21 protein-coding genes and 2 tRNA genes are annotated in these 21,274 nt (G+C 59.0%); 15 read left to right on the top strand and 8 right to left on the bottom strand.

Annotated features, from left to right (window positions below; translation table 11 throughout):
* Positions 1 to 63 precede the first annotated feature (63 nt).
* The 4 genes from C4N22_RS01355 to C4N22_RS01335 all read right to left on the bottom strand — a co-directional run bounded on the left by C4N22_RS01355 (position 64) and on the right by C4N22_RS01335 (position 6,108).
* Positions 64 to 1,554, bottom strand: a complete 1,491-nt coding sequence (locus C4N22_RS01355; RefSeq protein ID WP_022257072.1) for a DUF1846 domain-containing protein — start codon at positions 1,552 to 1,554, stop codon at positions 64 to 66.
* A gap of 147 nt (positions 1,555 to 1,701) precedes the next feature.
* Entirely contained in the window at positions 1,702 to 2,580 is an 879-nt protein-coding gene (locus C4N22_RS01350; RefSeq protein WP_112147719.1) for a LysR family transcriptional regulator, read from the bottom strand.
* A gap of 78 nt (positions 2,581 to 2,658) precedes the next feature.
* The gene (locus tag C4N22_RS01345; protein WP_112147717.1) at positions 2,659 to 4,929 is read right to left on the bottom strand and encodes a hydratase; all 2,271 of its coding nucleotides are present in this window, start codon (positions 4,927 to 4,929) and stop codon (positions 2,659 to 2,661) included.
* A 363-nt stretch (positions 4,930 to 5,292) separates the two neighbouring features.
* Positions 5,293 to 6,108 (bottom strand): YoaK family protein, encoded by an 816-nt coding sequence (locus C4N22_RS01335; protein WP_242980915.1) that lies wholly within the window; start codon positions 6,106 to 6,108, stop codon positions 5,293 to 5,295.
* 230 nt (positions 6,109 to 6,338) lie between these two features.
* Between C4N22_RS01335 and C4N22_RS01330 the strand changes: the two genes are divergently transcribed.
* On the top strand, positions 6,339 to 7,166 hold the full coding sequence (locus C4N22_RS01330; protein ID WP_022257076.1) for a TrmH family RNA methyltransferase: 828 nt from the start codon (positions 6,339 to 6,341) through the stop codon (positions 7,164 to 7,166).
* Between the two features lie 6 nt (positions 7,167 to 7,172).
* Here C4N22_RS01330 and C4N22_RS12815 read toward each other — a convergent pair whose 3' ends face one another.
* The 3 genes from C4N22_RS12815 to C4N22_RS01320 form a co-directional block, all read right to left on the bottom strand.
* On the bottom strand, positions 7,173 to 7,319 hold the full coding sequence (locus C4N22_RS12815) for a hypothetical protein (protein ID WP_181567145.1): 147 nt from the start codon (positions 7,317 to 7,319) through the stop codon (positions 7,173 to 7,175).
* 144 nt (positions 7,320 to 7,463) lie between these two features.
* Positions 7,464 to 8,015, bottom strand: coding sequence for a DUF4364 family protein (locus C4N22_RS01325; RefSeq protein WP_022257078.1), 552 nt, complete (start codon positions 8,013 to 8,015; stop codon positions 7,464 to 7,466).
* 54 nt (positions 8,016 to 8,069) lie between these two features.
* Entirely contained in the window at positions 8,070 to 9,005 is a 936-nt protein-coding gene (locus C4N22_RS01320) for a S1 RNA-binding domain-containing protein (protein ID WP_112114808.1), read from the bottom strand.
* Between the two features lie 190 nt (positions 9,006 to 9,195).
* Between C4N22_RS01320 and C4N22_RS01315 the strand changes: the two genes are divergently transcribed.
* The 7 genes from C4N22_RS01315 (at position 9,196) to C4N22_RS01285 (ending at position 15,307) form a co-directional block, all read left to right on the top strand.
* The gene (locus C4N22_RS01315) at positions 9,196 to 9,384 is read left to right on the top strand and encodes a DUF951 domain-containing protein (protein ID WP_022257080.1); all 189 of its coding nucleotides are present in this window, start codon (positions 9,196 to 9,198) and stop codon (positions 9,382 to 9,384) included.
* Positions 9,385 to 9,437: 53 nt separating this feature from the next.
* Complete coding sequence (gene prfA, locus C4N22_RS01310) at positions 9,438 to 10,532, top strand: peptide chain release factor 1 (protein WP_112147713.1); 1,095 nt, start codon at positions 9,438 to 9,440, stop codon at positions 10,530 to 10,532.
* 58 nt (positions 10,533 to 10,590) lie between these two features.
* Positions 10,591 to 11,616, top strand: a complete 1,026-nt coding sequence (locus tag C4N22_RS01305; RefSeq protein ID WP_022257082.1) for an L-threonylcarbamoyladenylate synthase — start codon at positions 10,591 to 10,593, stop codon at positions 11,614 to 11,616.
* Positions 11,613 to 12,242, top strand: a complete 630-nt coding sequence (gene coaE / locus C4N22_RS01300) for a dephospho-CoA kinase (protein WP_112147711.1) — start codon at positions 11,613 to 11,615, stop codon at positions 12,240 to 12,242. Before C4N22_RS01305 ends, coaE begins: the two co-directional genes overlap by 4 nt.
* Positions 12,239 to 12,805 carry a lytic transglycosylase domain-containing protein gene (locus C4N22_RS01295; protein ID WP_242980914.1) on the top strand — a complete coding sequence of 189 codons (567 nt, stop codon included), beginning with the start codon at positions 12,239 to 12,241 and terminating at the stop codon, positions 12,803 to 12,805. The genes coaE and C4N22_RS01295 overlap by 4 nt, the downstream gene beginning before the upstream one ends.
* Positions 12,806 to 12,891: 86 nt before the next feature.
* Positions 12,892 to 14,295, top strand: a complete 1,404-nt coding sequence (locus C4N22_RS01290; RefSeq protein ID WP_112147708.1) for an aminopeptidase — start codon at positions 12,892 to 12,894, stop codon at positions 14,293 to 14,295.
* 166 nt (positions 14,296 to 14,461) lie between these two features.
* The gene (locus tag C4N22_RS01285) at positions 14,462 to 15,307 is read left to right on the top strand and encodes a MerR family transcriptional regulator (RefSeq protein ID WP_112147706.1); all 846 of its coding nucleotides are present in this window, start codon (positions 14,462 to 14,464) and stop codon (positions 15,305 to 15,307) included.
* A gap of 6 nt (positions 15,308 to 15,313) precedes the next feature.
* Here C4N22_RS01285 and C4N22_RS01280 read toward each other — a convergent pair whose 3' ends face one another.
* Positions 15,314 to 16,144, bottom strand: a complete 831-nt coding sequence (locus C4N22_RS01280; RefSeq protein WP_112147704.1) for a polysaccharide deacetylase family protein — start codon at positions 16,142 to 16,144, stop codon at positions 15,314 to 15,316.
* Between the two features lie 173 nt (positions 16,145 to 16,317).
* Here C4N22_RS01280 and C4N22_RS01275 point away from each other — a divergent pair.
* From C4N22_RS01275 to C4N22_RS01245, 7 genes are all read left to right on the top strand, one after another.
* Positions 16,318 to 16,398 (top strand) — tRNA-Leu (locus tag C4N22_RS01275).
* A gap of 223 nt (positions 16,399 to 16,621) precedes the next feature.
* Positions 16,622 to 16,701, top strand: a tRNA-Leu gene (locus tag C4N22_RS01270).
* A 144-nt stretch (positions 16,702 to 16,845) separates the two neighbouring features.
* Positions 16,846 to 18,030, top strand: a complete 1,185-nt coding sequence (spoIVB, locus tag C4N22_RS01265) for a SpoIVB peptidase (RefSeq protein WP_242980913.1) — start codon at positions 16,846 to 16,848, stop codon at positions 18,028 to 18,030.
* A 154-nt stretch (positions 18,031 to 18,184) separates the two neighbouring features.
* Positions 18,185 to 18,946 carry a sporulation transcription factor Spo0A gene (spo0A, locus tag C4N22_RS01260; protein WP_022257089.1) on the top strand — a complete coding sequence of 254 codons (762 nt, stop codon included), beginning with the start codon at positions 18,185 to 18,187 and terminating at the stop codon, positions 18,944 to 18,946.
* 326 nt (positions 18,947 to 19,272) lie between these two features.
* Complete coding sequence (rpmE, locus tag C4N22_RS01255) at positions 19,273 to 19,473, top strand: 50S ribosomal protein L31 (protein WP_005926533.1); 201 nt, start codon at positions 19,273 to 19,275, stop codon at positions 19,471 to 19,473.
* A gap of 186 nt (positions 19,474 to 19,659) precedes the next feature.
* The gene (locus tag C4N22_RS01250) at positions 19,660 to 20,412 is read left to right on the top strand and encodes an ABC transporter ATP-binding protein (RefSeq protein ID WP_112147700.1); all 753 of its coding nucleotides are present in this window, start codon (positions 19,660 to 19,662) and stop codon (positions 20,410 to 20,412) included.
* Positions 20,396 to 21,268 (top strand): ABC transporter permease, encoded by an 873-nt coding sequence (locus C4N22_RS01245; RefSeq protein WP_112147699.1) that lies wholly within the window; start codon positions 20,396 to 20,398, stop codon positions 21,266 to 21,268. The genes C4N22_RS01250 and C4N22_RS01245 overlap by 17 nt, the downstream gene beginning before the upstream one ends.
* The last annotated feature ends 6 nt before the right edge of the window (positions 21,269 to 21,274 follow it).

The raw sequence follows: 21,274 nt of genomic DNA, 5'->3' as shown, positions 1-21,274 counted from the left end.
TCAGAAAAGCCCGTTCCGTGAAAGCTTCGCGGAACGGGCTTTTTGTGTCATAGGGGAGGAAAATCAGCGCTTGTGGTACTTGCGGTCCTCTTCCTCATAAACCGGCTCACAGGTCAGGTACATGCCCAGCCGTTTGATGGTATCGGTGTCCACACTGGACAGGATGACGGTCGAGTGCATGTCGCAGCCTTTCAGCATGGAGAGCTGGCGCAGGGCCTTGGCGGCAGTCTCGTTCTCGGCAGCCGAGCTGGAAAGGGCAATCAGGATCTCGTCGGTATGCAGGCGGGGATTCTTGCTGCCCAGATAATTGGTTTTCAGGGTCTGGATGGGCTCAATGGCGCGGCAGGAGACGAGGTCTTCTTCCTGGTCGATGCCGGCCAGCTTCTTGAGGGCATTCAGCAGGGCAGAGGAAGCAGCACCCAGCAGAGGGCCGGTTTTGCCGGTGACAACGGTACCATCCGGCAGCTGGATGGCGGCAGCGGGAGCACCGCCGGTCTTCTCAGAGACAGCGTGAGACTGCTGCTCTACCGGGCGGCTGCCCACGGTGAGGCCTGCCTGATTGAGGAGCAGTTCCAGCTTGAACAGCTCACTGCTGGCGTTTCCGCTGACTTTCTGGTCGCACAGGGCCTTGAAGTAGCGGCGGACGATCTCATTGCGGGAAGCCTCGCGGCAGACAGCATCGTCCACAATGCAGTTGCCGGCCATGTTCACGCCCATGTCGGTGGGAGAGTGGTAGGGGCTCTTGCCCGCGATCAGCTCAAACATGGCGTTGACCACCGGGAAGATCTCAATGTCGCGGTTGTAGTTGACAGCGGTCTTGCCGTAGGCCTCCAGATGGAACGGGTCGATCATGTTCACATCGTTCAGGTCGGCGGTAGCGGCCTCGTAGGCCAGGTTGACCGGGTGTTTGAGGGGAATGTTCCAGATGGGGAACGTTTCAAACTTGGCGTAACCGGCCTTGACGCCTCGCTTGTACTCGTGGTACAGCTGGGACAGACAGGTGGCCATTTTGCCGCTGCCGGGGCCGGGGGCCGTGATGACCACCAGCGGGCGCTGGGTCTCGATGTACTCGTTCTTGCCGTAGCCCTCGTCGCTGACGATGCGGGCCACATCGTTGGGGTAGCCGGGGATCTTGTAGTGGCGGAACGTCCGGATGCCCAGCCCGTTGAGCCGCTGCTCAAACTGCTCCACCTCGGGGGCGGCGGTGTACATGGTGATGCAGACACTGCCCACAAACAGGCCAACGCCCTGGAACGCGTCGATGAGGCGGAGCACGTCCAGATCATAGGTGATGCCGTAATCACCGCGAACCTTGCTGCTGATGATGTCCTCCGCGCTGATGACGATGACGATCTCCGCCTGGTCTTTCAGCTGGAGCAGCATCTGCAGCTTGGAATCCGGCTGGAAGCCGGGCAGCACGCGGGAGGCGTGGTAGTCATCAAACAGCTTGCCGCCAAACTCCAGGTAGAGCTTGTTGTCAAACTGGGCAATGCGCTCCCGGATGTGCTGGGACTGCATGAGAAGATATTTATCGTTGTCAAAGCCTTTTTTCATTCGTTGACCCCTCTTCCTGTTTCAATAACACAATGTTAATAGTATACCACACCAATTCCGGCTCTGCAATTGGATTCTGCGAGAAAATGACAAAAACCGCAGCCTGCCTGCAGAAGACTGCAAGTGGACTGCGGTTTTGGAAATCGGTCAGACGCGCGGCACGGGGGAGGGGATGTTCTCCCGCTCACAGACGGTCTGGATGAATGCCCGTACCTGGGGCAGCTCCGCTTCCCGTCTGCGGTAGAGCAGGTAGGTGGAGCGGGTGAGCGGCGTGTCATCCGCAAAGAAGAGCGGCTCGGCAATGCCGTCAAAGTAGGAGAGGCAGATCTCCGGCACGATGCTCCAGCCCAGACCTGCCTTGACCATGGCCACGCAGGTGGAAAGGCCCTCCACATTCAGGATGCTGGAGGGCTCCAGCTTGTGCTCCATCAGCCAGCGGGCTTTCATGCTCTGGTGCTCGGGATTCGCGTCCCGGTCAATGTACCGCAGCTCTTCCAGCGGCGTGTCCGCATTGGCCTTGTTCCGGATGAGACAGACGGATTCCCGCTCCAGCAGGAGTTTACCCTCGTCCCACTCGCACTCGCCCCGCATGATGGCAATGTGGGGGCGGCCGGTCTGCATCTGCCGCACGCACTCCCGGCTGTGCTCACTGTAGATCTGCAGCTTGACCTCCGGGTAGTGGGTGGTGTACTGCGCCAGCACTTCCGGCAGGCGGTAGGTGGAGTAATCAATGGAAGTAGCGATGCGCAGCGTACCGCTGACGATGCCGCGGCCTCTCTGCAGCCGCTCCCGCAGGTCCTCAAAATCCTTGGTGGTGTGCAGGAACGTCTCTCGTGCCGCCTCCCCGGCGGGTGTCAGGGTCACGCCGTGCTTGCTGCGCAGGAACAGGGTGGCACCCAGTTCGGACTCCAGGTTCTGTAGCCGCTTGCTCAGGGTAGGTTGTGCCAGATAGAGCTTCTCCGCCGTCCGGGTCAGGTTGCCCGTCTCGGCAAGGGTCAGGAAGATCTGCAGATCTTTTTCATCCATAGCATGTTCCGTCCTTTTTTCGGTCTTTTTTCAGTATACTGTTTTGTGGACGAATGTGCAAGCCCATGCCGCCCCATCTTACTGGTTGTTGCGGTAGTAGTTGATGAGGCAGCCATCGGCAATGATCTGGCGCTCAGGCTCGGTCAGGACACCCGTGGAGACCGGGAACTCAGTGACCGTGCCGTCTGCCTTGACGACGTAAGCGGAGAAGCTGGCCTTATTTTCCAGTACAGCCTGCCGCAGGCCGGGGATGAAGATGTAATCGCCCAGAGCAAAGACTTCCGGGTTTTCCACCAGGAACGGGGTCATGCCCCAGTTGATGCAGTTGGAGCGGTAACGCTTGGTGGCGTACTGCTTGGCAAAGTTGGCGGCAGCGCCCATGACACGCTGGCAGGAAGCGGCCTGCTCACGGGCGGAACCGTCGCCGGGCATATTGGCGAAGATGGTGGAGCCGATGTCGGTATGGGCGGGATCGTTCTTCACACCGGCTTTGGTCAGGGCAGCATAGACATTCAGGACTTCCTCGGGCAGGGCCTTGCCCGCCTCACGGTCCCGCTCGATCTGGCGCACCTCTTTGCTGCGGGAGACGTACTGGGGGTCGCGGCGGCTCAGGGCGAACTCGGACAGGCGCTCGGGGTTGGAGCGGTAGGAAGAAGTCTCACCGGAGGGGATGAGCTCATCGGTGGTGGTCACGGGGTCGGTGATGTAGGAGCAGACCTTGACCAGCAGGTCGTCGGTCAGGGCAGGCATCTCAGGCCAGTCCTTGATGTTGGGGCCGAAACGCAGCTCGGTTTCCGGCTCGGCATGGCCCCAGCCGTTGTAAACACGCTTTGCGTAAAGGGTTGCATTGTAGTGGTACTCGGGCTTGGTGTACTCGATGTCCAGATCGGTGGCAGCGGTCAGCTTGCCGCCGTTGGCAGCGGTAGCGGCGATGGAACGTGCATCCATCAGCGCCACGGCACTCATCTGGCCCTCGCCCGGCTTGGAACCCTCACGGTTGGGGAAGTTGCGGGTGGTGTGGCGGATGGAGAACTCGCCGTTGGCCGGGCAGTCGCCTGCGCCGAAGCAGGGACCGCAGAAGCACTCGCGCATGATGGCACCGGCGTCCACCAGGTCGGAGGCGCGGCCATTGCGGATGAGCTCAGCCAGAGCCGGCATGGAGCCCGGGTAGATGCTCAGGGTAAAGGCACCGTTGCCGCAGCTCTTGCCGCGCAGGATGTCGGCAGCGGCGCAGATGTTATCGAACGTGCCGCCGGCGCAGCCTGCGATCTCGCCCTGATCCACCCAGACAGCGCCATCGTGGTACTTGCTGTCCAGGTTCATCTTGGCACCCTTGATCTGCTTGTTGGCCTCTTCCTGTACCAGATGCAGGATGTCCTTGGCGTTGGCCTGCAGCTCGTGGATGGTGTAGGTGTTGGAGGGATGCATGGGCATGGCAATGGTGCTCTCCACGGTGGAAAGGTCGATGGAGACGCAGCCGTCATAGTAAGCGACCTCAGCGGGGTTCAGCTTCTTGTAGTCCTGCGGACGGCCATGCAGAGTGTAGTAGCGCTGGGTCTCCTCATCGGTCACCCAAATGGAAGACCAGCAGGTGGTCTCGGTGGTCATCACGTCAATGGCGTTGCGGTACTCGATGGGCAGGGAAGCCACGCCAGGGCCGACGAACTCCATGACCTTGTTCTTGACGTAGCCGTTCTTGTAGACTGCGCCGCAGATGCTCAGGGCCACATCGTGGGGGCCGATGCCGACGCGGGGGGTGCCGGTCAGGTAGATGGCGATGACGCCGGGACGGGCAAAATCGTAAGTGCGGCAGAGCAGCTGCTTGGCCAGCTCGCCGCCGCCCTCGCCCACGGCCATGGTGCCAAGAGCACCGTAGCGGGTGTGGGAGTCGGAGCCCAGGATCATTTTGCCGCCGGCAGCCATCGTCTCACGGTTGTAGCTGTGAATGTTGGCCATGTTGGTGGGCACATAGATGCCGCCGTACTTGTGAGCAGCGGAGAGGGCAAACTTGTGGTCATCCTCGTTGATGGTGCCGCCCACAGCGCACAGGCTGTTGTGGCAGTTGGTCAGGACATAGGGGATGGGAAACTGCTTCAGGCCGGAAGCGCGGGCCGTCTGGATGATGCCGACATAGGTGATGTCGTGGCTGGTCATGGAGTCGAACTTCAGGCGCAGGGCGTCGGGGTCATCGCTCTGGTTGTGAGCCTGCAGGATGCCGTAGGCCATGGTGCCCTTGGTGGCCTCCTCTTTGGTGGTAGCGCGGCCGGACTTCTGGGCCACTTCCTCGGGGCAGGAGCAGATCGTTTCGCCGTTGACCAGGTAGATGCCGTTCTCATACAGTTTGATCATAGCAGATAGTTCCTTTCTAAAACCGGGTGGTACTGATACTCTCTTTCATCCCGTGGGGGAGATTCTTTCTGACCATAGAATACCGCAATTTTATCATTCTGTAAAATAGCTGGTTTTTATCGTGAACCATTCTGTTTTTAGATGATTCAGCAAATGAAAACAGCCTCGGCAGGGGAGACTGCACGGGGCCGTTTTTACACTCGGTTTCTGTGGAAGCCCGCACCAGAACGATGGGATTGGAAACATCCAGTATGATATTTGTAAAATACGGAATTTTCATCACATCCATTCCCCGGAAGAATGGATGCAAAAAGGCCGCCCATCCCCCGGCGGGAGGAAAAAGCGGCCATTTGAAAAATAGATTCAGTTTTTGTGTTCCAGCGTATCGCGGAGAGCCTCGTGCTCCTCGTGCAGTTCCTCTTTCAGCAGGTGGTCGATCTCGCCTGCTTCCTGCCGGATCTCGGCAAGGTTCTGCTCAATGGCGGGGTTGTCCTCCAGATCTTCCCGAATGAACATCAGCGCGAAGCAGATGAGCAGCAGCAGGCAGGACCACCAGATGGCCCGGGTGGCAAAATGCTCCACGGCCACCCAGCCAAGGCCCGCACCCACGCCAAACAGGAAGATGATGCCTAAATAATGGGAAACTTTGCGCAGGGCTTTGGGGTCGTGCTTGACGATCCAGACAGCCAGAGCCTCCATGCCGCTGCGCATGTTGCCGATGCACATGGTGCTGGCATATGCATAGCCGTTCACCTTGCGGAACGTCTGTACCTGCATGGCGCAGGAGAACGAGACGATGGCGTTGGCCAGCAGGTTCAGCTCCTGCGGGAAAAATCCCACGCTGAACAGGAGCAGGATCTCTGCCAGAACGATCATCTGCCGCCAGTGCAGGGCTTTCAGGCTCTGGAAGTGTTCCCGGAACAGTTCCGCCGCCAGAATGCCGGAAGCGAAAGCGACCAGCGGGATCAGGTAATGAAGCGCTGTGAGAAAATCTCCGGCAAACAGGTGTTGGCTCAGCAACACGATGTTGCCCGTCTGGGCATTGGCGTAAACCTTGCCGCGGAAAAAGTAGGTATATGCGTCCTGTAAGCCGCCTGAAAGGGACAAAAACATGGCCGTGACGAACGATTCCGACATCTGGCCGTGCAGCAGGCGCTTGGACGCCGAGCTGGTCTGCATGGAGTATTCCACCTCTCTTGAATTTCAAAGACTGCCGCCGCAAAAGGCAGCTCCTTTATTATAAGCACATTTGGCAAAAAGCACAAGATGGATTCCGGGGTATGGCTGACATGTGGAAATGATATGCCAGCCAAAGGCGGACTCTGCATTTTTGCATTCTGGAGCCGGATGTGCTAGAATAAGGCCACACAACCCACACAACTCTGAACAATGCCAAAGGAGAGCATCCTATGCCGAATATCATCGAGATCACCGATTTTCACGCCCCGGAGTTGGACCCCTACGCCCGGCTGACCCAGAACCAGCTGCGCAATCGTCTGGAGCCGGAGAAAGGCATCTTTATTGCCGAGAGCCCCAAAGTTATTTCCCGGGCGCTGGATGCAGGCTATCAGCCGCTCTCCCTTTTGATGGAGCGCAAACAAATCACCGGTCCGGCGGCAGAAATCCTGACCCGCTGCGGGGATGCTCCTGTTTACACGGCGGATCGAGAGCTGCTGGCGGCTCTGACGGGCTTTGAACTTACCCGGGGCGTGCTCTGCGCATTCCGCCGTCCGGCACCCCGTTCCGTGGAAGAACTCTGCAAAAATGCCCGGCGGGTGGCTGTTCTGGAGGGCATTGTGGATTCTACCAACGTGGGGGCCATCTTCCGCAGTGCAGCGGCCCTCAACATGGATGCCGTCCTCATCAACCCCTCCTGCTGTGACCCGCTCTGCCGCCGGGCGGTGCGGGTGAGCATGGGAACTGTCTTTCAGGTGCCCTGGGCGCAGATCGGCCAGACGCCCGCCGACTGGCCGGAAAAGGGAATGGAGCAGCTCCATGCGCTGGGCTTCAAAACGGCTGCCATGGCCCTGAGTGACCGTTCTGTCAGCATCGACGACGAACAGCTGGCCAAGGAACCCAAGCTTGCCATCGTGCTGGGCACCGAGGGCGACGGCCTGGCCCGCTCCACCATTGCCGCCTGCGATTACACGGTCAAGATCCCCATGTCCCACGGGGTGGATTCGCTCAATGTGGCGGCAGCCAGCGCCGTGGCGTTCTGGCAGCTGGGCAAACAGTAAAACGGGTTATTTTGCGCTCTTACCGGAAATTCTGGCTTTGAACCCCTCCCACAGGGGCACGACTTTTTCCCGGGGAAGGTAGTAGTTGACGGCCAGCGCCACGATCACGCCCACGGCTGTGTCAAAAATACTCACACCTGATAAGCATACCATAAAGTCTGCCCATTGTTAAGATTCTCAGCCAAAGTAGAAAAAATAACGAGGCTGTTTGAGGTAAGACAAAAAGCCCCCTGCACCCGTGTGGCCGCAAATGGCCGCTGGGGCAGGGGACGTTCTCTTTGTAAAAATTGCAAAAGGTCAGTTTTTTTCTTCGGTCAATTTGGTAATGAGCATCTGATAGATCTCATTGCCTTTCAGGATGAACTGCTTTTTGACCAGCTCGGCGCTCAGACGGTCCGGGGTGCCCAAATCCAGGCAGAACAGCTCCTGGTCCAGCGCTTTGACCGTGCAGCGGACGGAGCAGTGGCCGTCCGCTTTCTCGGTAATGCGGGCACTGTATTCCGCTTCCTTTCGGGCCCAGGTCTGGGCCCGAAAGACGGCAGCCACGGCCCGCTCCCGCACACTGCGGGGCAGATCGTAGGCCAGCTCCTGCGCTACCTTGCGGCCTTTCTCCGTGATGGCGTAGCGGTCGTTCTGCAAAGTGACAAGGCTCTGCCGGGTAATATCGTCCAGACAGGAGCCGATCTCAAAGTAATTGACCAGCGCTTCCTCCATCAGGGCGTTTTCGATCTCCGTCCGGGTAATGGGCCCGGCATTCTTGACCAGATAGCACAGCAGCAGCCGGATCTCGGTGCTGTTCGTCAGCCCGCCGGGACGTACTCCGGCAGTAAAAGCATCGTTGGCGGCCATCGTTCACACATCTCCTCTGGTTTTATTTTCTATTCCACCCTAGTATAAAGGGTTTCAGGCCGGATTGCAAGCCGCAACCGCAAAATCCGTCTCGATCCGTTTGTGGCTCTCCGGGGTGGAGTAGAGCCAGTGATCCAGGTGTCCCTCCGTAATGAAATACCGCAGCTCAAACCGATGGCTCTGGCTCAGGCTGTGGTTGACGATGACCAGCTTGATCTTCATTTTGTCCGGGAGGATATTTTTGATGTAGACACTCACGGGCTGGCCGGGGTGCAGGTCGGGGCAGCTTTCCGCCAACCCGGCCAAGTTGGGTGCGATCTCAATAAAGGTGCCGTATTCCTCCACGCTCCGCACGATGCCCACGACCGTTTCCCCTACGGTAAAAGCGGCGGCGTTCTCGGCCCAGGTGCCCAGCAGCTCCCGGATGGTGAGCACGAACCGCCCCTGTACATCCCGGCTCTTGATGGCGCACAGAATCTGCTGCCCTACGCTGACCCGGTCAGCGGGGGAAGAAATGCGGCTGACGGACATGCAATCAATGGGCAAAAGGGCGCTGATGCCGCAGCCCACATCACAAAACGCGCCAAAGGGTTCAATATGGGTCACGGTGCACGGCAGGATATCGCCGGGCGTCAGGGTGTCGAGATACTCTGCCTTGCACATCCGCTGGGCCTCAGCCCGGGAGAGCCGGTAGAACGGCTGGCCGCTCTCATCGGTATCCAGAGATTCAATGATAAAACAGGTGGGGCGGCCCACCCGTGTCAGCACGGCAATATCCCGCACCGAGCCGTTTTCCGCTCCGTCGGCACACTGGGCAAAGGGCATCACCGCTTTGGTGCCGCCCAGCTCAAAGCGGAGCTGCCGCTGGGTATCAAAGGCGAGGGCGGTGCTCTGCAAAATCTCGCGGTTGGCCATGGCGGCCCGCAGCTCCGCGGGGGAGAGGCGGTTCGCGCTGCGGTAGTTGCTTTCGGTTCTGAATGTTTGCATCATCTTTCATTCCTCTTTCTCTTGTGTTTTGCCTGCGGTCCGGCTGGTGGCACCAGGCTGGTACACCATATGCGCAGCCGGCAGCAGATATTTGCATTTTGCACGAGTTTGGTTTATACTATATCTGTATGCGTGGGGTTGTGCCCCGCCCATACGGCCTGTACCACTTTGTACAAGCAGGAGGGATACACTTATGGACATTGCAGTGGGAGATACCATCCTCACCCGCAAAAAGCACCCCTGCGGCGCTGCAAGCTTTGAGGTGCTGCGCGTGGGCATGGATTTCAGGATCCGCTGCACGGGCTGTGGCCGCGAGGTCATGCTGCCCCGCGCAAAAATTGAAAAGAACATCAAAAAAGTCATCAAACCGGGCACGGTGTAGCGCCTTGCAGCTGTCAGCACATTCGGAAATTGTTGTAAGGAGAACTGCCCAATATGCCAAAACTGTTTTCCCAAATGGAGGCGGTCAGCCACCGGTTTGAGGAGCTTTCCATCCGCCTGAACCAGCCGGAAACGGCTGCAGACCCGGCGTTGTTCCGCCGCCTGATGCAGGAGTACCACGAGTTGGAGCCCGTGGTGGACGCCTACCGGAAGCTGGCTACCGCCAAAGATCATCTGGAACAGGCCAAAGCCCTGCTGGAGGGGGAGACCCTCGACGCGGACTTTAAGGAAATGGTACAGCAGGAAGTCAGCGAAAAGAGTCAAGATGTGGCGGAGCTGGAAAATAATCTCAAAATTCTGCTGCTGCCCAAGGATGCAAATGACGAAAAAAGCGTGATTTTGGAGCTGCGCGGCGGAGCCGGCGGCGAGGAAGCGGCCCTGTTTGCCCACAGCCTGATGCGGATGTACAGCATGTACGTCCAGAGCCGGGGCTGGGAGTGGGAAGTGCTCAACCTCAACGAGACCGAGCTGGGCGGCGTGAAAGAGGCCATCATCGCGGTGAACGGGCGGGGCGCCTACAACCGCCTCAAATATGAGAGCGGCGTCCACCGAGTGCAGCGAGTGCCGGAAACGGAGACGCAGGGCCGCATCCACACCTCCACGGCAACGGTAGCCGTAATGCCCCAGGCCGAGGAAGTGGATTTTGCGCTGGACATGAAAGACCTCCGCATTGATACATTCCGCTCTTCGGGTGCCGGCGGCCAGCACATCAACAAGACTTCCAGCGCCATCCGTGTGACACATCTCCCCACCGGCATGGTGGTAGAATGCCAGAACGAGCGCAGCCAGTTCCAGAATAAAGATAAGGCCCTTGAAATTCTGCGCAGCCGCCTGCTGGCCCAGAAGCAGAAAGAGCAGCAGGAGGCCATCAATGCCAACCGGCAGGGGCAGGTGGGTACCGGCGACCGGAGCGAAAAGATCCGCACCTACAACTTCCCGCAGGACCGCTGCACGGACCACCGCATTGGCCTGACGGTCCATAATCTGGACAAGATCATGGACGGCAATCTGGATGAGATCATCGATGCGCTTGCCATGCGCGAGCAGGCTGAAAAGCTGCGCCAGCTGGACACGCAAAGCGATAGATAATACGCACGAAACGGTGTAAAGAAACTATACTTTACAGTAGAAAAGAGCGATGATTTGTATGAAAATAAAAACGGAACTTCGCCCGGCGGATGCGGCAGGCATCGCCCGCGGCGCAGAGCTTCTGCGGCAGGGAGAGCTGGTGGCTCTCCCTACGGAAACGGTGTACGGCATTGCAGCCGACGCCCGCAACGGGGAAGCCGTCAAAAAAATCTTTGTGGCAAAGGGACGCCCGCAGGATAACCCCCTCATCGTCCACATTGCAGGCCCGGACATGCTGCCCGGCCTTGTCAGTGAGGTGCCGGAGCGTGCCCAGCTGCTGATGGCGGCGTTCTGCCCTGGCCCCCTGACCATCATCATGCCCCGCGGCCCGGAGGTGGCAGCGGAGTGCTGTGCCGGTCTGGATACCGTGGGCATCCGGATGCCCAGCCACCCGGTGGTGCAGGCCATCATCCGGCAGAGCGGCTGCGCCTTTGCAGCCCCCTCGGCCAACCTCTCCGGCAAGCCCAGCCCCACCAACGCGCAGGACGTCTTTACCGATATGGATGGCCGCCTGCCGCTGATCCTGGATGGCGGCGAGTGCGCGGTGGGCGTGGAATCCACCGTCATCTCGGTGGTGGGCGAGAAGCCCACCCTGTTCCGCCCCGGCCACATTACATTGGAAGAGCTGGAACGCGCCCTCGGCGAGGAAGTGGAAGTTTCCAAAGCCATCCTCGAAAAGCTGCCGGAGGGCGCTGTGGTCCGCAGCCCCGGCATGAAGTATAAGCACTACGCCCCCAAGGCGGATGTGACCCTGCTGGAGGGCAGCTTTGAGCAGTTCAAGGCGTATGTGGACGCCCACGCCGACCAGAACCCCAGCTGCCTCTGCTTTACCGGCGAGGCCGAAAAGCTGGGAGTGCCCTGCGTGGAGTATGGCCGCGAGGGCGATGGTGCCGACCAGGCCAAGCACATCTTCCGGAGCCTGCGCGCACTGGATGAGCAGGGAGATTCCGTGGTCTATGCCCGCTGCCCCCAGAAAGACGGCCTCTCCATGGCTGTTTACAACCGCCTGATCCGGGCGGCGGCATTCCGGGTGATCAAGCTATGATCACGCTGGGCATTACGGGCCGCAGCGGCTGCGGCAAATCCACGGTCACGTCTATTTTTGCTGCACACGGTGTCCCGCTGGCCGATGCCGATCAGATGTCCCGGGAGATCTTGCTCCCGGGCTCGCCATTGCTGCCCCAGCTGGCGGAGCGGTTCGGGGACGATATCCTCCGGGCAGATGGCACGCTGGACCGCCGCCTGCTGGCAGACCGGGCCTTTGCAACGCCGGAGGGCAAGCGGGCGCTGGACGCGCTGACCCACCCGGAAATCCTCCGCCGCATCCGGGCAGCGAAACAGGCGGCGCAGGAAGCTGGAAACCGCCTCTTTGTGCTGGATGGGGCTGTCATTGTGGGCACGGAGGCGGAAGCGGAATGTGACCGGTTGGCGGTCGTGACCGCTCCCTTTGCTACCAGTGTGGCCCGCATTGCGGCCCGGGACGGCATTTCACCGGAGATGGCTGCCCGCCGCCTGAATGCGCAGACACCCGAAGAAACGCTGCGTGCCCATGCGGATTACGTCCTTTGCAACGACGGAGCGCTGGAGGCGCTGGAAGCTTCCGCCAACACACTGTGTGAGCAGCTGCTGGCTGAGGCGGCCGGGAAAGACGGGGTGGCGCGTCCATTTTGAAAAAATTGATGAAAGCCCTGGTGCTTTTGGCGCTGGTGGGGATGGTGGTGCTCTCGGTGCCGTCGGTCCGCGATCAGGTGGAGCAGCAGTTCTACCCCCGCAAATATCAGGCCATTGTGGAGCAGTGGGCGCAGGCCTATCAGCTGGACCCGCTGCTGGTCTACTCGTTTATCCGCACGGAGAGCGGGTTTGACCCGGATGCCACCTCTGCCGTAGAGGCCCGGGGCCTGATGCAGATGACGGAGGAAACATTCCTCTGGCTGCGGAGCAAGATCGCCCCGGACGAGGACCTGACATTTGGTGACCTCTACGACCCTGCCGTGAGCATCCGGTTTGGCTGCTACTACCTGCACCTGTGCATGGAACGCTACAGCAACGATGTAGCCACGGCAGCGGCTGCCTACCACAGCGGCTGGGGCACGGTGGACACCCTGCTGCAGATGGAGGAGCATTCCTCCGACGGGCAGACCCTGAAAGGCTTCCCGTACAACCAGATGCACCACTATGTGGAAAAGATCACCGCCTGCTACGGCGTGTACACCCGGCTTTACGGCACGCCGTGAGCCGGACAAAATTTGGTAAAACCGGCAGGGAAGACCCGCTGGTTTCAAATATTTAGGATAGAAAACAGAAAGGCAGGAGAAATTCTATGGCAGAAAAAACTCCGACCCAGCAGCTGGCCGAAAAGCTGCTCTATACCCCCGCTTACGCGGCGGACAAATCCGCAGATGTCAAAAAGGCAGCCGCCGATTTTGCAGAGGGCTACCGCAAGTTCCTCGATAACGGCAAGACCGAGCGCGAGGTGGCCGCTGAGAGCGAGCAGATGCTGAAAGACGCTGGCTACCAGCTGTTTGACCCCAAAAAGACTTACGCCCCCGGTGATAAGGTCTACTTCCTCCAGCTGAACAAGGCTGTCGTGGCTTCCACCATCGGCACCCGTCCCTATGAGGAGGGCTTCCACCTGGTCATTGCCCACACCGACAGCCCCCGCTTGGATCTGCGCCCCAACCCGCTGTACGAGTCCGACCATTTCAGCTATTTCAAGACCCACTACTATGGCGGCATCCGCAAGTATCAGTGGGGCACCATGCCGCTGGCCATCCACGGCGTGTTCTCCCGTGCCGACGGCACCACTGTCAGCGTGAATGTGGGCGAGGACGAGTCTGATCCCGTCTTCTGCATCACCGACCTGCTGCCTCATCTGGGGGCTGAGCAGAACGAGCGGAAGCTGAGCGAGGGCATCAAGGCGGAGGAGCTCAACATTCTCATCGGCTCCGAGGCTGTGGAGGATGCCGACATCAAGGAGGCCGTCAAGCTCAACACGATGATCCTCCTCAACGAGAAGTACGGCATCACCGAGAAAGACTTCACCCGCGCTGAGATCGAGGTCGTGCCCGCTTACAAGTGCCGTGACGTCGGCTTTGACCGCGCCCTGCTGGGCGGCTACGGCCACGATGACCGGGTCGATGCTTACCCCGCTCTGATGGCGGAGATCGAGACCAAGAACCCCGCGTTCACCACCGTCTGCGTCCTGACCGATAAGGAAGAGATCGGCTCCGACGGCGTGACCGGTATGCAGAGCATGTACGTCTTCCACTTTATGCAGCAGCTCTGCCGCGCCGCCGGTCAGGATGACATCATTGCATTCCAGAACAGCGTCTGCCTCTCTGCCGACGTGACCGCCGCTTACGATCCGTCCTGGGCCAGCGCCTTTGAGCCCAAGAACGGCACCTACGCAGGCCGCGGCATCGCCCTGTTCAAGTACACTGGCAGCCGCGGCAAGAGCGCTGCCAACGACGCTTCCGCCGAGCTGGTGGGCTATGTTACCCGCATGATGGACGAGAACGACGTGGCATGGCAGATCGGTGAGCTGGGCCGTCTGGATCTGGGCGGCGGCGGCACCATTGCCAAGTATGTGGCAAACCGCGGCATCCCCGTCATTGACATCGGCGTGCCCGTGCTTTCCATGCACTCTCCGTTCGAGGTCATCCACAAGACCGACCTGTACATGGCTTACCGTGCATTCGTCCTGTTCTGCCAGTCTGCGGACTAAAAATAAAAAATATGTATGTCACGGCCACAGACTGTGACATACATATCATAAAAACATCTTTTCACAGAGCCGTCTGCACATTTTTGTGCGGCGGCTCTGTTTTTTGCGCAAAAGCCTTGACCTTCAACCGGCTTTAAGGTGTAATGTAAGGGCGGAGGTGAAGCAAATGAATATCAAACAGGCTTCCGAACAAAGCGGTGTGTCCGCCCCGAACATCCGCTTTTATGAAAAAGAGGGGCTCTTCACACCGGCACGCAGGCAGGGCAACGATTACCGCGATTACACCGCCGGGAACATCCGTACCCTCAAGCTCATCCGTATGCTGCGGATGCTGGATGTGCCGCTGCCTACCATCAAGGCGGTGCTGCGCGGGGAACAGCCCCTGCAGCAGGCGCTGCAAGCCCAGCAGACCGTGCTGGAGCAGCAGGCGGCGCAGCTGGCAGCAGCCATGCAGTTTTGCGCCGACCTTGCCCGGCAGGCTCCGCAGGCGGACACGCTGGATGTGGACGCCTGCCTGACCCGCATGGAAAGCCCCGCCCCGCAGCAGGACTTCTTCTCCGGCTGGCTGCAGGATTACTGCACGCTGGCGCAGGTGCAGCATCAGAAGCACTTTTTCTTTATCCCGCAGGGCAGCATCAACACCCCGCAGGAGTTTACGGCGGCTTTGCAGGCCTACGCAGAGGAAAAGGAAATGCTTTTCGCCCTGACCAAAGAGGGAATGTACCCGGAGTTTTCGCTGGACGGCATCGCGTATAAGGCCTACCGCAACCCGGGCAAGTACCGGGACGAGATCTGCTGCGATGCCGTGCACCCCGAGCAGCTGGACACCGGACTGCCGCCCCGGCGGGAAAAGCTGCTGCGTATCCTGCGTATCGCTGTGCCGCCGGTGTGCACCTTTGTCGCTATTCTGGCGGCAGGGTGGTTGGTGACCGGCGGTGCAGGCTGGCTCTGGCTGGCGGTGCTGGTCTCTGCCGGGGTGCTGCTGGGACGCTGCTTTGAAAAGTGGCTGTAAGGCGCATTACCCCAGCGGCAGCGCCTCGGCTACGGTCAAAAAGGCATAGCCGTTATCCGTATACCAACGGATGATATCCGGCAGCGCCTCGGCGGTGGTGCGGGTGGTGGCAGAGTCGTGCATCAGCACCACGCAGTGGATCTGCTCGCCGGTCTCCCGCACCACGTTGCGGTAGATGGTATCCGCGCTGGGGTGCCCGCCCACAGCATCCTCCGCGCAGACGTTCCAGTCTACCCACTGGTAGCCTTTCTGTTCCACTTCGGATTTTAATTGTTTCATCAGCCCTTTTCCGCCATAACGGCGGCTGACGGTATTGGTGCTTCCGCCCGGAAAGCGCAAATAGCGAATGCTCTCGGCGTTGATGTAAGGACTGACGCGCTGTTTCAGCAGGGCGATGTCCTGCCAGTAGGCATCAGAGCCGCGGTAGATGTCGCTGTATTCGTGGGAGGCGGAGTGGAACGCGATTTGGTGCCCGGCGGCGGATGCTTCCGCCAACAATGGCAGATATTTTTCGTTGTAGCCCGTGGCAACGACAAAAAATGTCGCTTTGACCCCTGCATTGTTCAGAGCCTCCAGCACTGCGGGCGTTGTTTTGCTGGGGCCGTCGTCAAAAGTCAGGCAGACCCATTTTTCAGGTGGTGCAGACGGCTGGGACACAGCGGGCTCAGAGCTGGGGGCAGGTGTGAGGAATTCCGTGTCCGGCACCGGGGTCAAATCGTTCTCCCGGCAGCCAATGAGCGGCGCCGCACCAAAGAAATTCCCGAGGCCAAACCCAAGCGCCGTGCCCAAGAACAACAGTGCTGCACCGAGCAGAAAATTCTTTTTGGAAAACCGCATCTCCAAAATCCTCCTTTGTAAGTTGTTTCTTGTTTCAAAGGGTCTTTTATAGGATATGAGCACCAAAAAAATCTATGAAAAAGCTTGACTTTCCAGGAGCAATATGATAATATACTCAAGCAGTCCGCACAACGGTTTCCACCTCAAAACCGCAGGACGCACCACCGATGTATGCGAAGGTGGCGGAACTGGCAGACGCGCACGTTTGAGGTGCGTGTGGTTTATCCTTGGGGGTTCAAATCCCCTCCTTCGCACTAAAGACCAGAACACATTGTGTTCTGGTTTTTTTGTTGTGCGGAGGAGAGGATTTGAACAGCACGGCCACGCCGTAGGCGGGGCAGTAAACAGCCCAGTGGGCTGTTTACGAGTGCGCGGGTTCTGGAACGTCAGGAACGTCTACCGGGGGAAATAGGGGAATCGTGCGGCAAATGATTGACATTTTACATGAATCTTGCTAAACTAATCAAGTTGGTATATGCGGAAGTGGCGGAACGGCAGACGCGCTGGTTTTAGGCACCAGTTCTTCGTGAGTGAGGGTTCAAGTCCCTTCTTCCGCATAAAGACAGATGAGCTCATCAGCTTTGGCTGAGGGGCTCTTTTTGTTTATAATTCGCATTTCTTTTGCACATACTACCCCCAAACCGCAAAAGGGGGCAAAACGCGTGGAAGAGCAGAACCGCAGGAGCGGAAGAGGACGGCGGGTGAAGCTGGCAGCAGTATATCTGCTGGCGGCGCTGGCCGCCGCGCTGGGCTGGCTGAACGCCTGCCTGCCGGACCGCGTGTACCTGGAACCTGAGCAGGCCCTTGTGCTGCCCCGGTTTGGCTGGGTGGAGCCGCTGCGCCTGCACGGGAGCCAGAATGTTGTCAGCACCCGTGCGGTGGGCAGCTACCAGACCACGCTGGCCTTGGGCGGCTGGCTGCCCGTCAAGACCATCCGCACGGTGGTGACAACACGCCCCAGCGTAACCGTCTGCGGGACGCCCTTTGGGGTCAAGATGTTCTCCGAGGGGGCGCTCATCGTGGGCTTTTCCGATGTGGACCGGGCAGATGGCAGCACCGCCAACCCCGCCAAGGCAGCGGGCCTGCACCTGGGAGATCGGGTGGTCTGCATCGGAGAAACCGCCACGGAAAACAATGACGCCGTGAAAGCTGCGCTGGACGCGGCGCAGGGAGCGGAAGTGGAGGTCATCTATATCCGCGGCGGGGAACAGCTGCAAACCACCCTGACCCCTGCCTGGGACGCCACGGCAGGCCAGTGGCGGGCCGGGATGTGGGTGCGGGATTCCTCGGCAGGGGTGGGGACCCTGACCTTTGCCGACGAGGAAAAGGGCGTGTTCGCGGGGTTGGGCCATCCCATCAGTGACAGCGATACCGGGGAGAGCATCGCCCTGCGCAGCGGCGAGATCGTGCCCTGCCAGATCACCGGATGCAGCAAGGGGACGGCAGGCAGTCCCGGAGAGCTGAAAGGCCGCTTCCTGAGTGCCCACGCCATCGGCACCATCCGGATCAATGGGGAAAACGGCGTCTACGGCAGCACCCGCGCCCAGTTTACAGGCCAAAAGATGGAGGTGGCCTTTGCGCAGGAGGTGGAGGCTGGGGACGCTGAGATCTGGACGACCACCTCCGGCGAGACGCCCCGGGCTTACCGGGTCAAAATTGAGAAGATCAGCGATGCGGACCCCCGCCGCAACATGGTCCTCCGGGTGGTGGACCGGGAACTGCTGGCCCAGACGGGCGGCATCGTGCAGGGGATGAGCGGGAGCCCCATCGTGCAGAACGGCCGCCTGGTGGGGGCAGTCACCCATGTGCTGGTCAACGACCCCACCCGGGGGTACGGCATCTTTGCGCAGACCATGCTGGAACAGGCAGAACGGGTAACCGAGTAAAATCTGGGAATTTATAGCAAAATAAATAAATCCAAAACGACATTACTTTCCTAAATATGTCAAAAATAACCATTGAAAAGAATGGAATAATATGGTAAAATATAAATCGTTAAGGGAACTGCACAGATTGAAGCACACATTGGAGGAAAGTACGATGGATAAAGTGAAATTTTTGATGTCGGATACCAGTGCAGAAGTCACGGCAGCCTGCCGCGAGGCGCTGGAGCTCAAAGGCGTCGAGGTGACGGTCGTGGAGAAAGACGGGCTGAAAGTCCTGCAGAAAATGCTTTCGGTGCGGCCGCAGGTGGTCCTGCTGGATGCATTTATGCCGGGGCTGGACGCGTTGGCCGTCAAACAGAAGTACAATGCCGCCGGGGAGCGCCACACCGCGTTTTTTGTGACAGGTGCGTTCCAGAGCGAAGAAATGGTGCAGGAACTGCTGGATGAGGGCTTCGCGTACTATTTCGTCAAGCCGTTTGACGAAAATGTTCTGGCCAGCCGGGTTCTCAAGGTGGCCCTTGGCCACGAGAAGCGCGTTCTGGTGCAGACCAGCGTGGACAGCGACGAGCTGACCGTTACCGAGATTTTGCACCAGATCGGTGTCCCTGCCCACATCAAGGGCTACCAATTCCTGCGGGACGCCATCCTCCTGACGATGGATGAACCGGATTACATCAATGCCGTGACCAAGCGCCTGTACCCGGAAATCGCCAAGAAAAACGGCACCACCGCCAGTCGGGTGGAGCGCGCCATCCGCCATGCCATCGAGGTGGCGTGGGACCGGGGTGATGTGGATACCCTGAACAGCTATTTCGGGTATACGATTCATAACCTGAGAGGCAAACCCACGAACAGCGAGTTCATCGCGATGATAGCCGATAAAATGCGGCTGGATAAGCGGCAGAGAGTAGGGTAAAATACAAAACGGCCATAGCCGTTTTCACAGCATGGCCGTTTTTCTCCCTTAGGAGCGCTTGAACTGGTTCCAAATGGTCAGCAAGGCTCCAATGGCACCAATAATACTGAGCACCATCATAGAAATGTCATAAACCATCTTTGATTTTGTCTTTTGCAAATCGAAAAAATCAAAATTTCCCTCTTGCAATTCTCAAAATCCGTGCTATAATACTAAGGCAATCGTTTCCAAGGCCGCTCGACGGGGTAGCCGATATTGAAGGTTGTGATGGGCACATACATTAAATATGGCCCCAATAAGTCAGAACCAGAATTGAGGTGAAAAGAATGAAACAGGGTATCCATCCGAACTACGTTGACTGCACCATTACCTGCGCTTGCGGCAATGTCATCAAGACTCGTTCCACCAAGCCCGAGATCCACGTCGAAGTTTGCTCTAAGTGCCATCCCTTCTACACTGGTAAGCAGAAGCTGGTTGACACTGGCGGACGTGTTGAGCGCTTCAACAAGCGCTTCGGCCGTAAGTAATTACTGGTCTTTTCTCAGCGTCGTTCCCTGCGGGGAGCGGCGCTTTTTGTTTTGTGCAGGTGTCGTTTTCTGCCGCAATGGGGCGTCTTGCGGAGTTTACACTTCTTTGCCTTATTTTGAACACATTTATATCCTAGAATATACCAACAATAAAGCACAAGATGCTGAGATAAGGAGCGTTATTCTGTGATCGAAGTATCCCATCTCACCAAAAAATACGGCGGTCATCTGGCGGTGGACGATGTCTCGTTCACGGTGGAGGACGGCCAGATCTACGGTCTGCTCGGGCCCAACGGCGCAGGCAAGTCTACCATTATGAATATCCTCACCGGGTATCTCTCGGCTACCAGCGGGCAGGTAACGGTGGCGGGGCACCCGCTGCCGGAGGAGGCCGACGAGGCCAAGGCCTGCGTGGGCTATCTGCCGGAGCAGCCGCCCCTCTACCCGGAAATGACGGTGGGGGAGTACCTGAACTTTGTGGCAGAGCTCAAAAAAGTCCCTCGTGCCCAGCGCAAGGAGCAGGTGCTCCGTGCCGCCCGGCGGACGGGGCTGGAAAAAGTGCTGCCCCGGCTCATCCGCAGCCTGTCCAAGGGCTATAAACAGCGGGTGGGCATTGCGCAGGCTCTGCTGGGCAGCCCAAAGATCATCATTCTGGACGAGCCGACCGTGGGCCTGGACCCGGCGCAGGTGATCGAAATGCGCAAACTCATCCGGGAGCTGGGCAAGGCCCACACCGTCATTTTGTCCAGCCATATCCTCAGCGAGGTGCAGGCGGTCTGTCAGCAGGTGCTTATCCTTTCCAAAGGCAAACTGGCGGCCTCCGGCACCCTGCAGGAGCTGACCGCGGACGGCAGAAGCCTGGAAGAAGTCTTCCTGGCCCTGACCGGGGCACAGACCGACCCGGAAGAAGAGGAGGAACCCCATGACAGCGATTTTTAAACGGGAGCTGAAAAGCTATTTCCATGGCATGATGGGCTATGTGCTCACGGCCTTTCTGCTGGCAACCTCCGGGCTTTACTTTCTGGCGCTGGATCTGGGCTATGGCATGACGGATTTCAGCTACTACACGCTCGACCGCACCATTTTTATCCTGCTGCTCTATATCCCGGTGCTCACCATGCGCTCGCTGGCCGAGGAGCGCCGCAGCCGCACGGATCAGCTTCTTCTTACCAGCCCGGTGTCGGTATGGGGCATCGTGCTGGGCAAATTTTTTGCCATGGCGGTCATTTTTGCGATTCCCTGCCTCGTGGATGCCGTCATGATTTTGATTCTCTGGGGGCTGGGCAGCACCACCACGGCACTGGCGGCCAACTTCGCGGGCCTTTTATGCTATTTTCTGCTGGGCTGTGCGGCCATCGCCATCGGGGAATTCCTCTCCGGTCTGACGGAGAACCAGATCATTGCCGCCGTTATGGGCGTGGCAGTGTTGCTGCTGGCCTACATGATGCCCAGCCTGCGCACCATGTTCAACGCGGGCAGTGCCGTGGCGCTGGCGGTTTTTACTGGGCTGGCGGGAGCAGCCTCCGTGCTGGTGGGGCTGCGCACCCGGAGCTTTACCCTGGGATGTCTGCTGTTCGCGGCCCTCTGCGTGGGGCTGTCCGGCCTCTTCCTCTTAAAGAGCGCCTGGCTGACCAGCGCGTTCAGCACGGTGCTGAGCGCGCTGTGCCTGTTTACCCCCTTTGAAGAATTCGTCAACAACAGTTTTTCTCTCCCGACGCTGGTGTATTACCTCTCGGTGACGGGGCTGTTCCTGTTCTTTACGGCGCAGGGCATCGAGAAGCGCCGATGGAACTGAGAGGAG

It is taken from the genome of Faecalibacterium prausnitzii (genome assembly GCF_003287495.1).
GTDB classification, from domain to species: domain Bacteria; phylum Bacillota; class Clostridia; order Oscillospirales; family Ruminococcaceae; genus Faecalibacterium; species Faecalibacterium prausnitzii_I.
The sequence above is the reverse complement of the archived record's forward strand: the minus strand, read 5'-3'. Positions and strand labels throughout refer to the sequence as shown.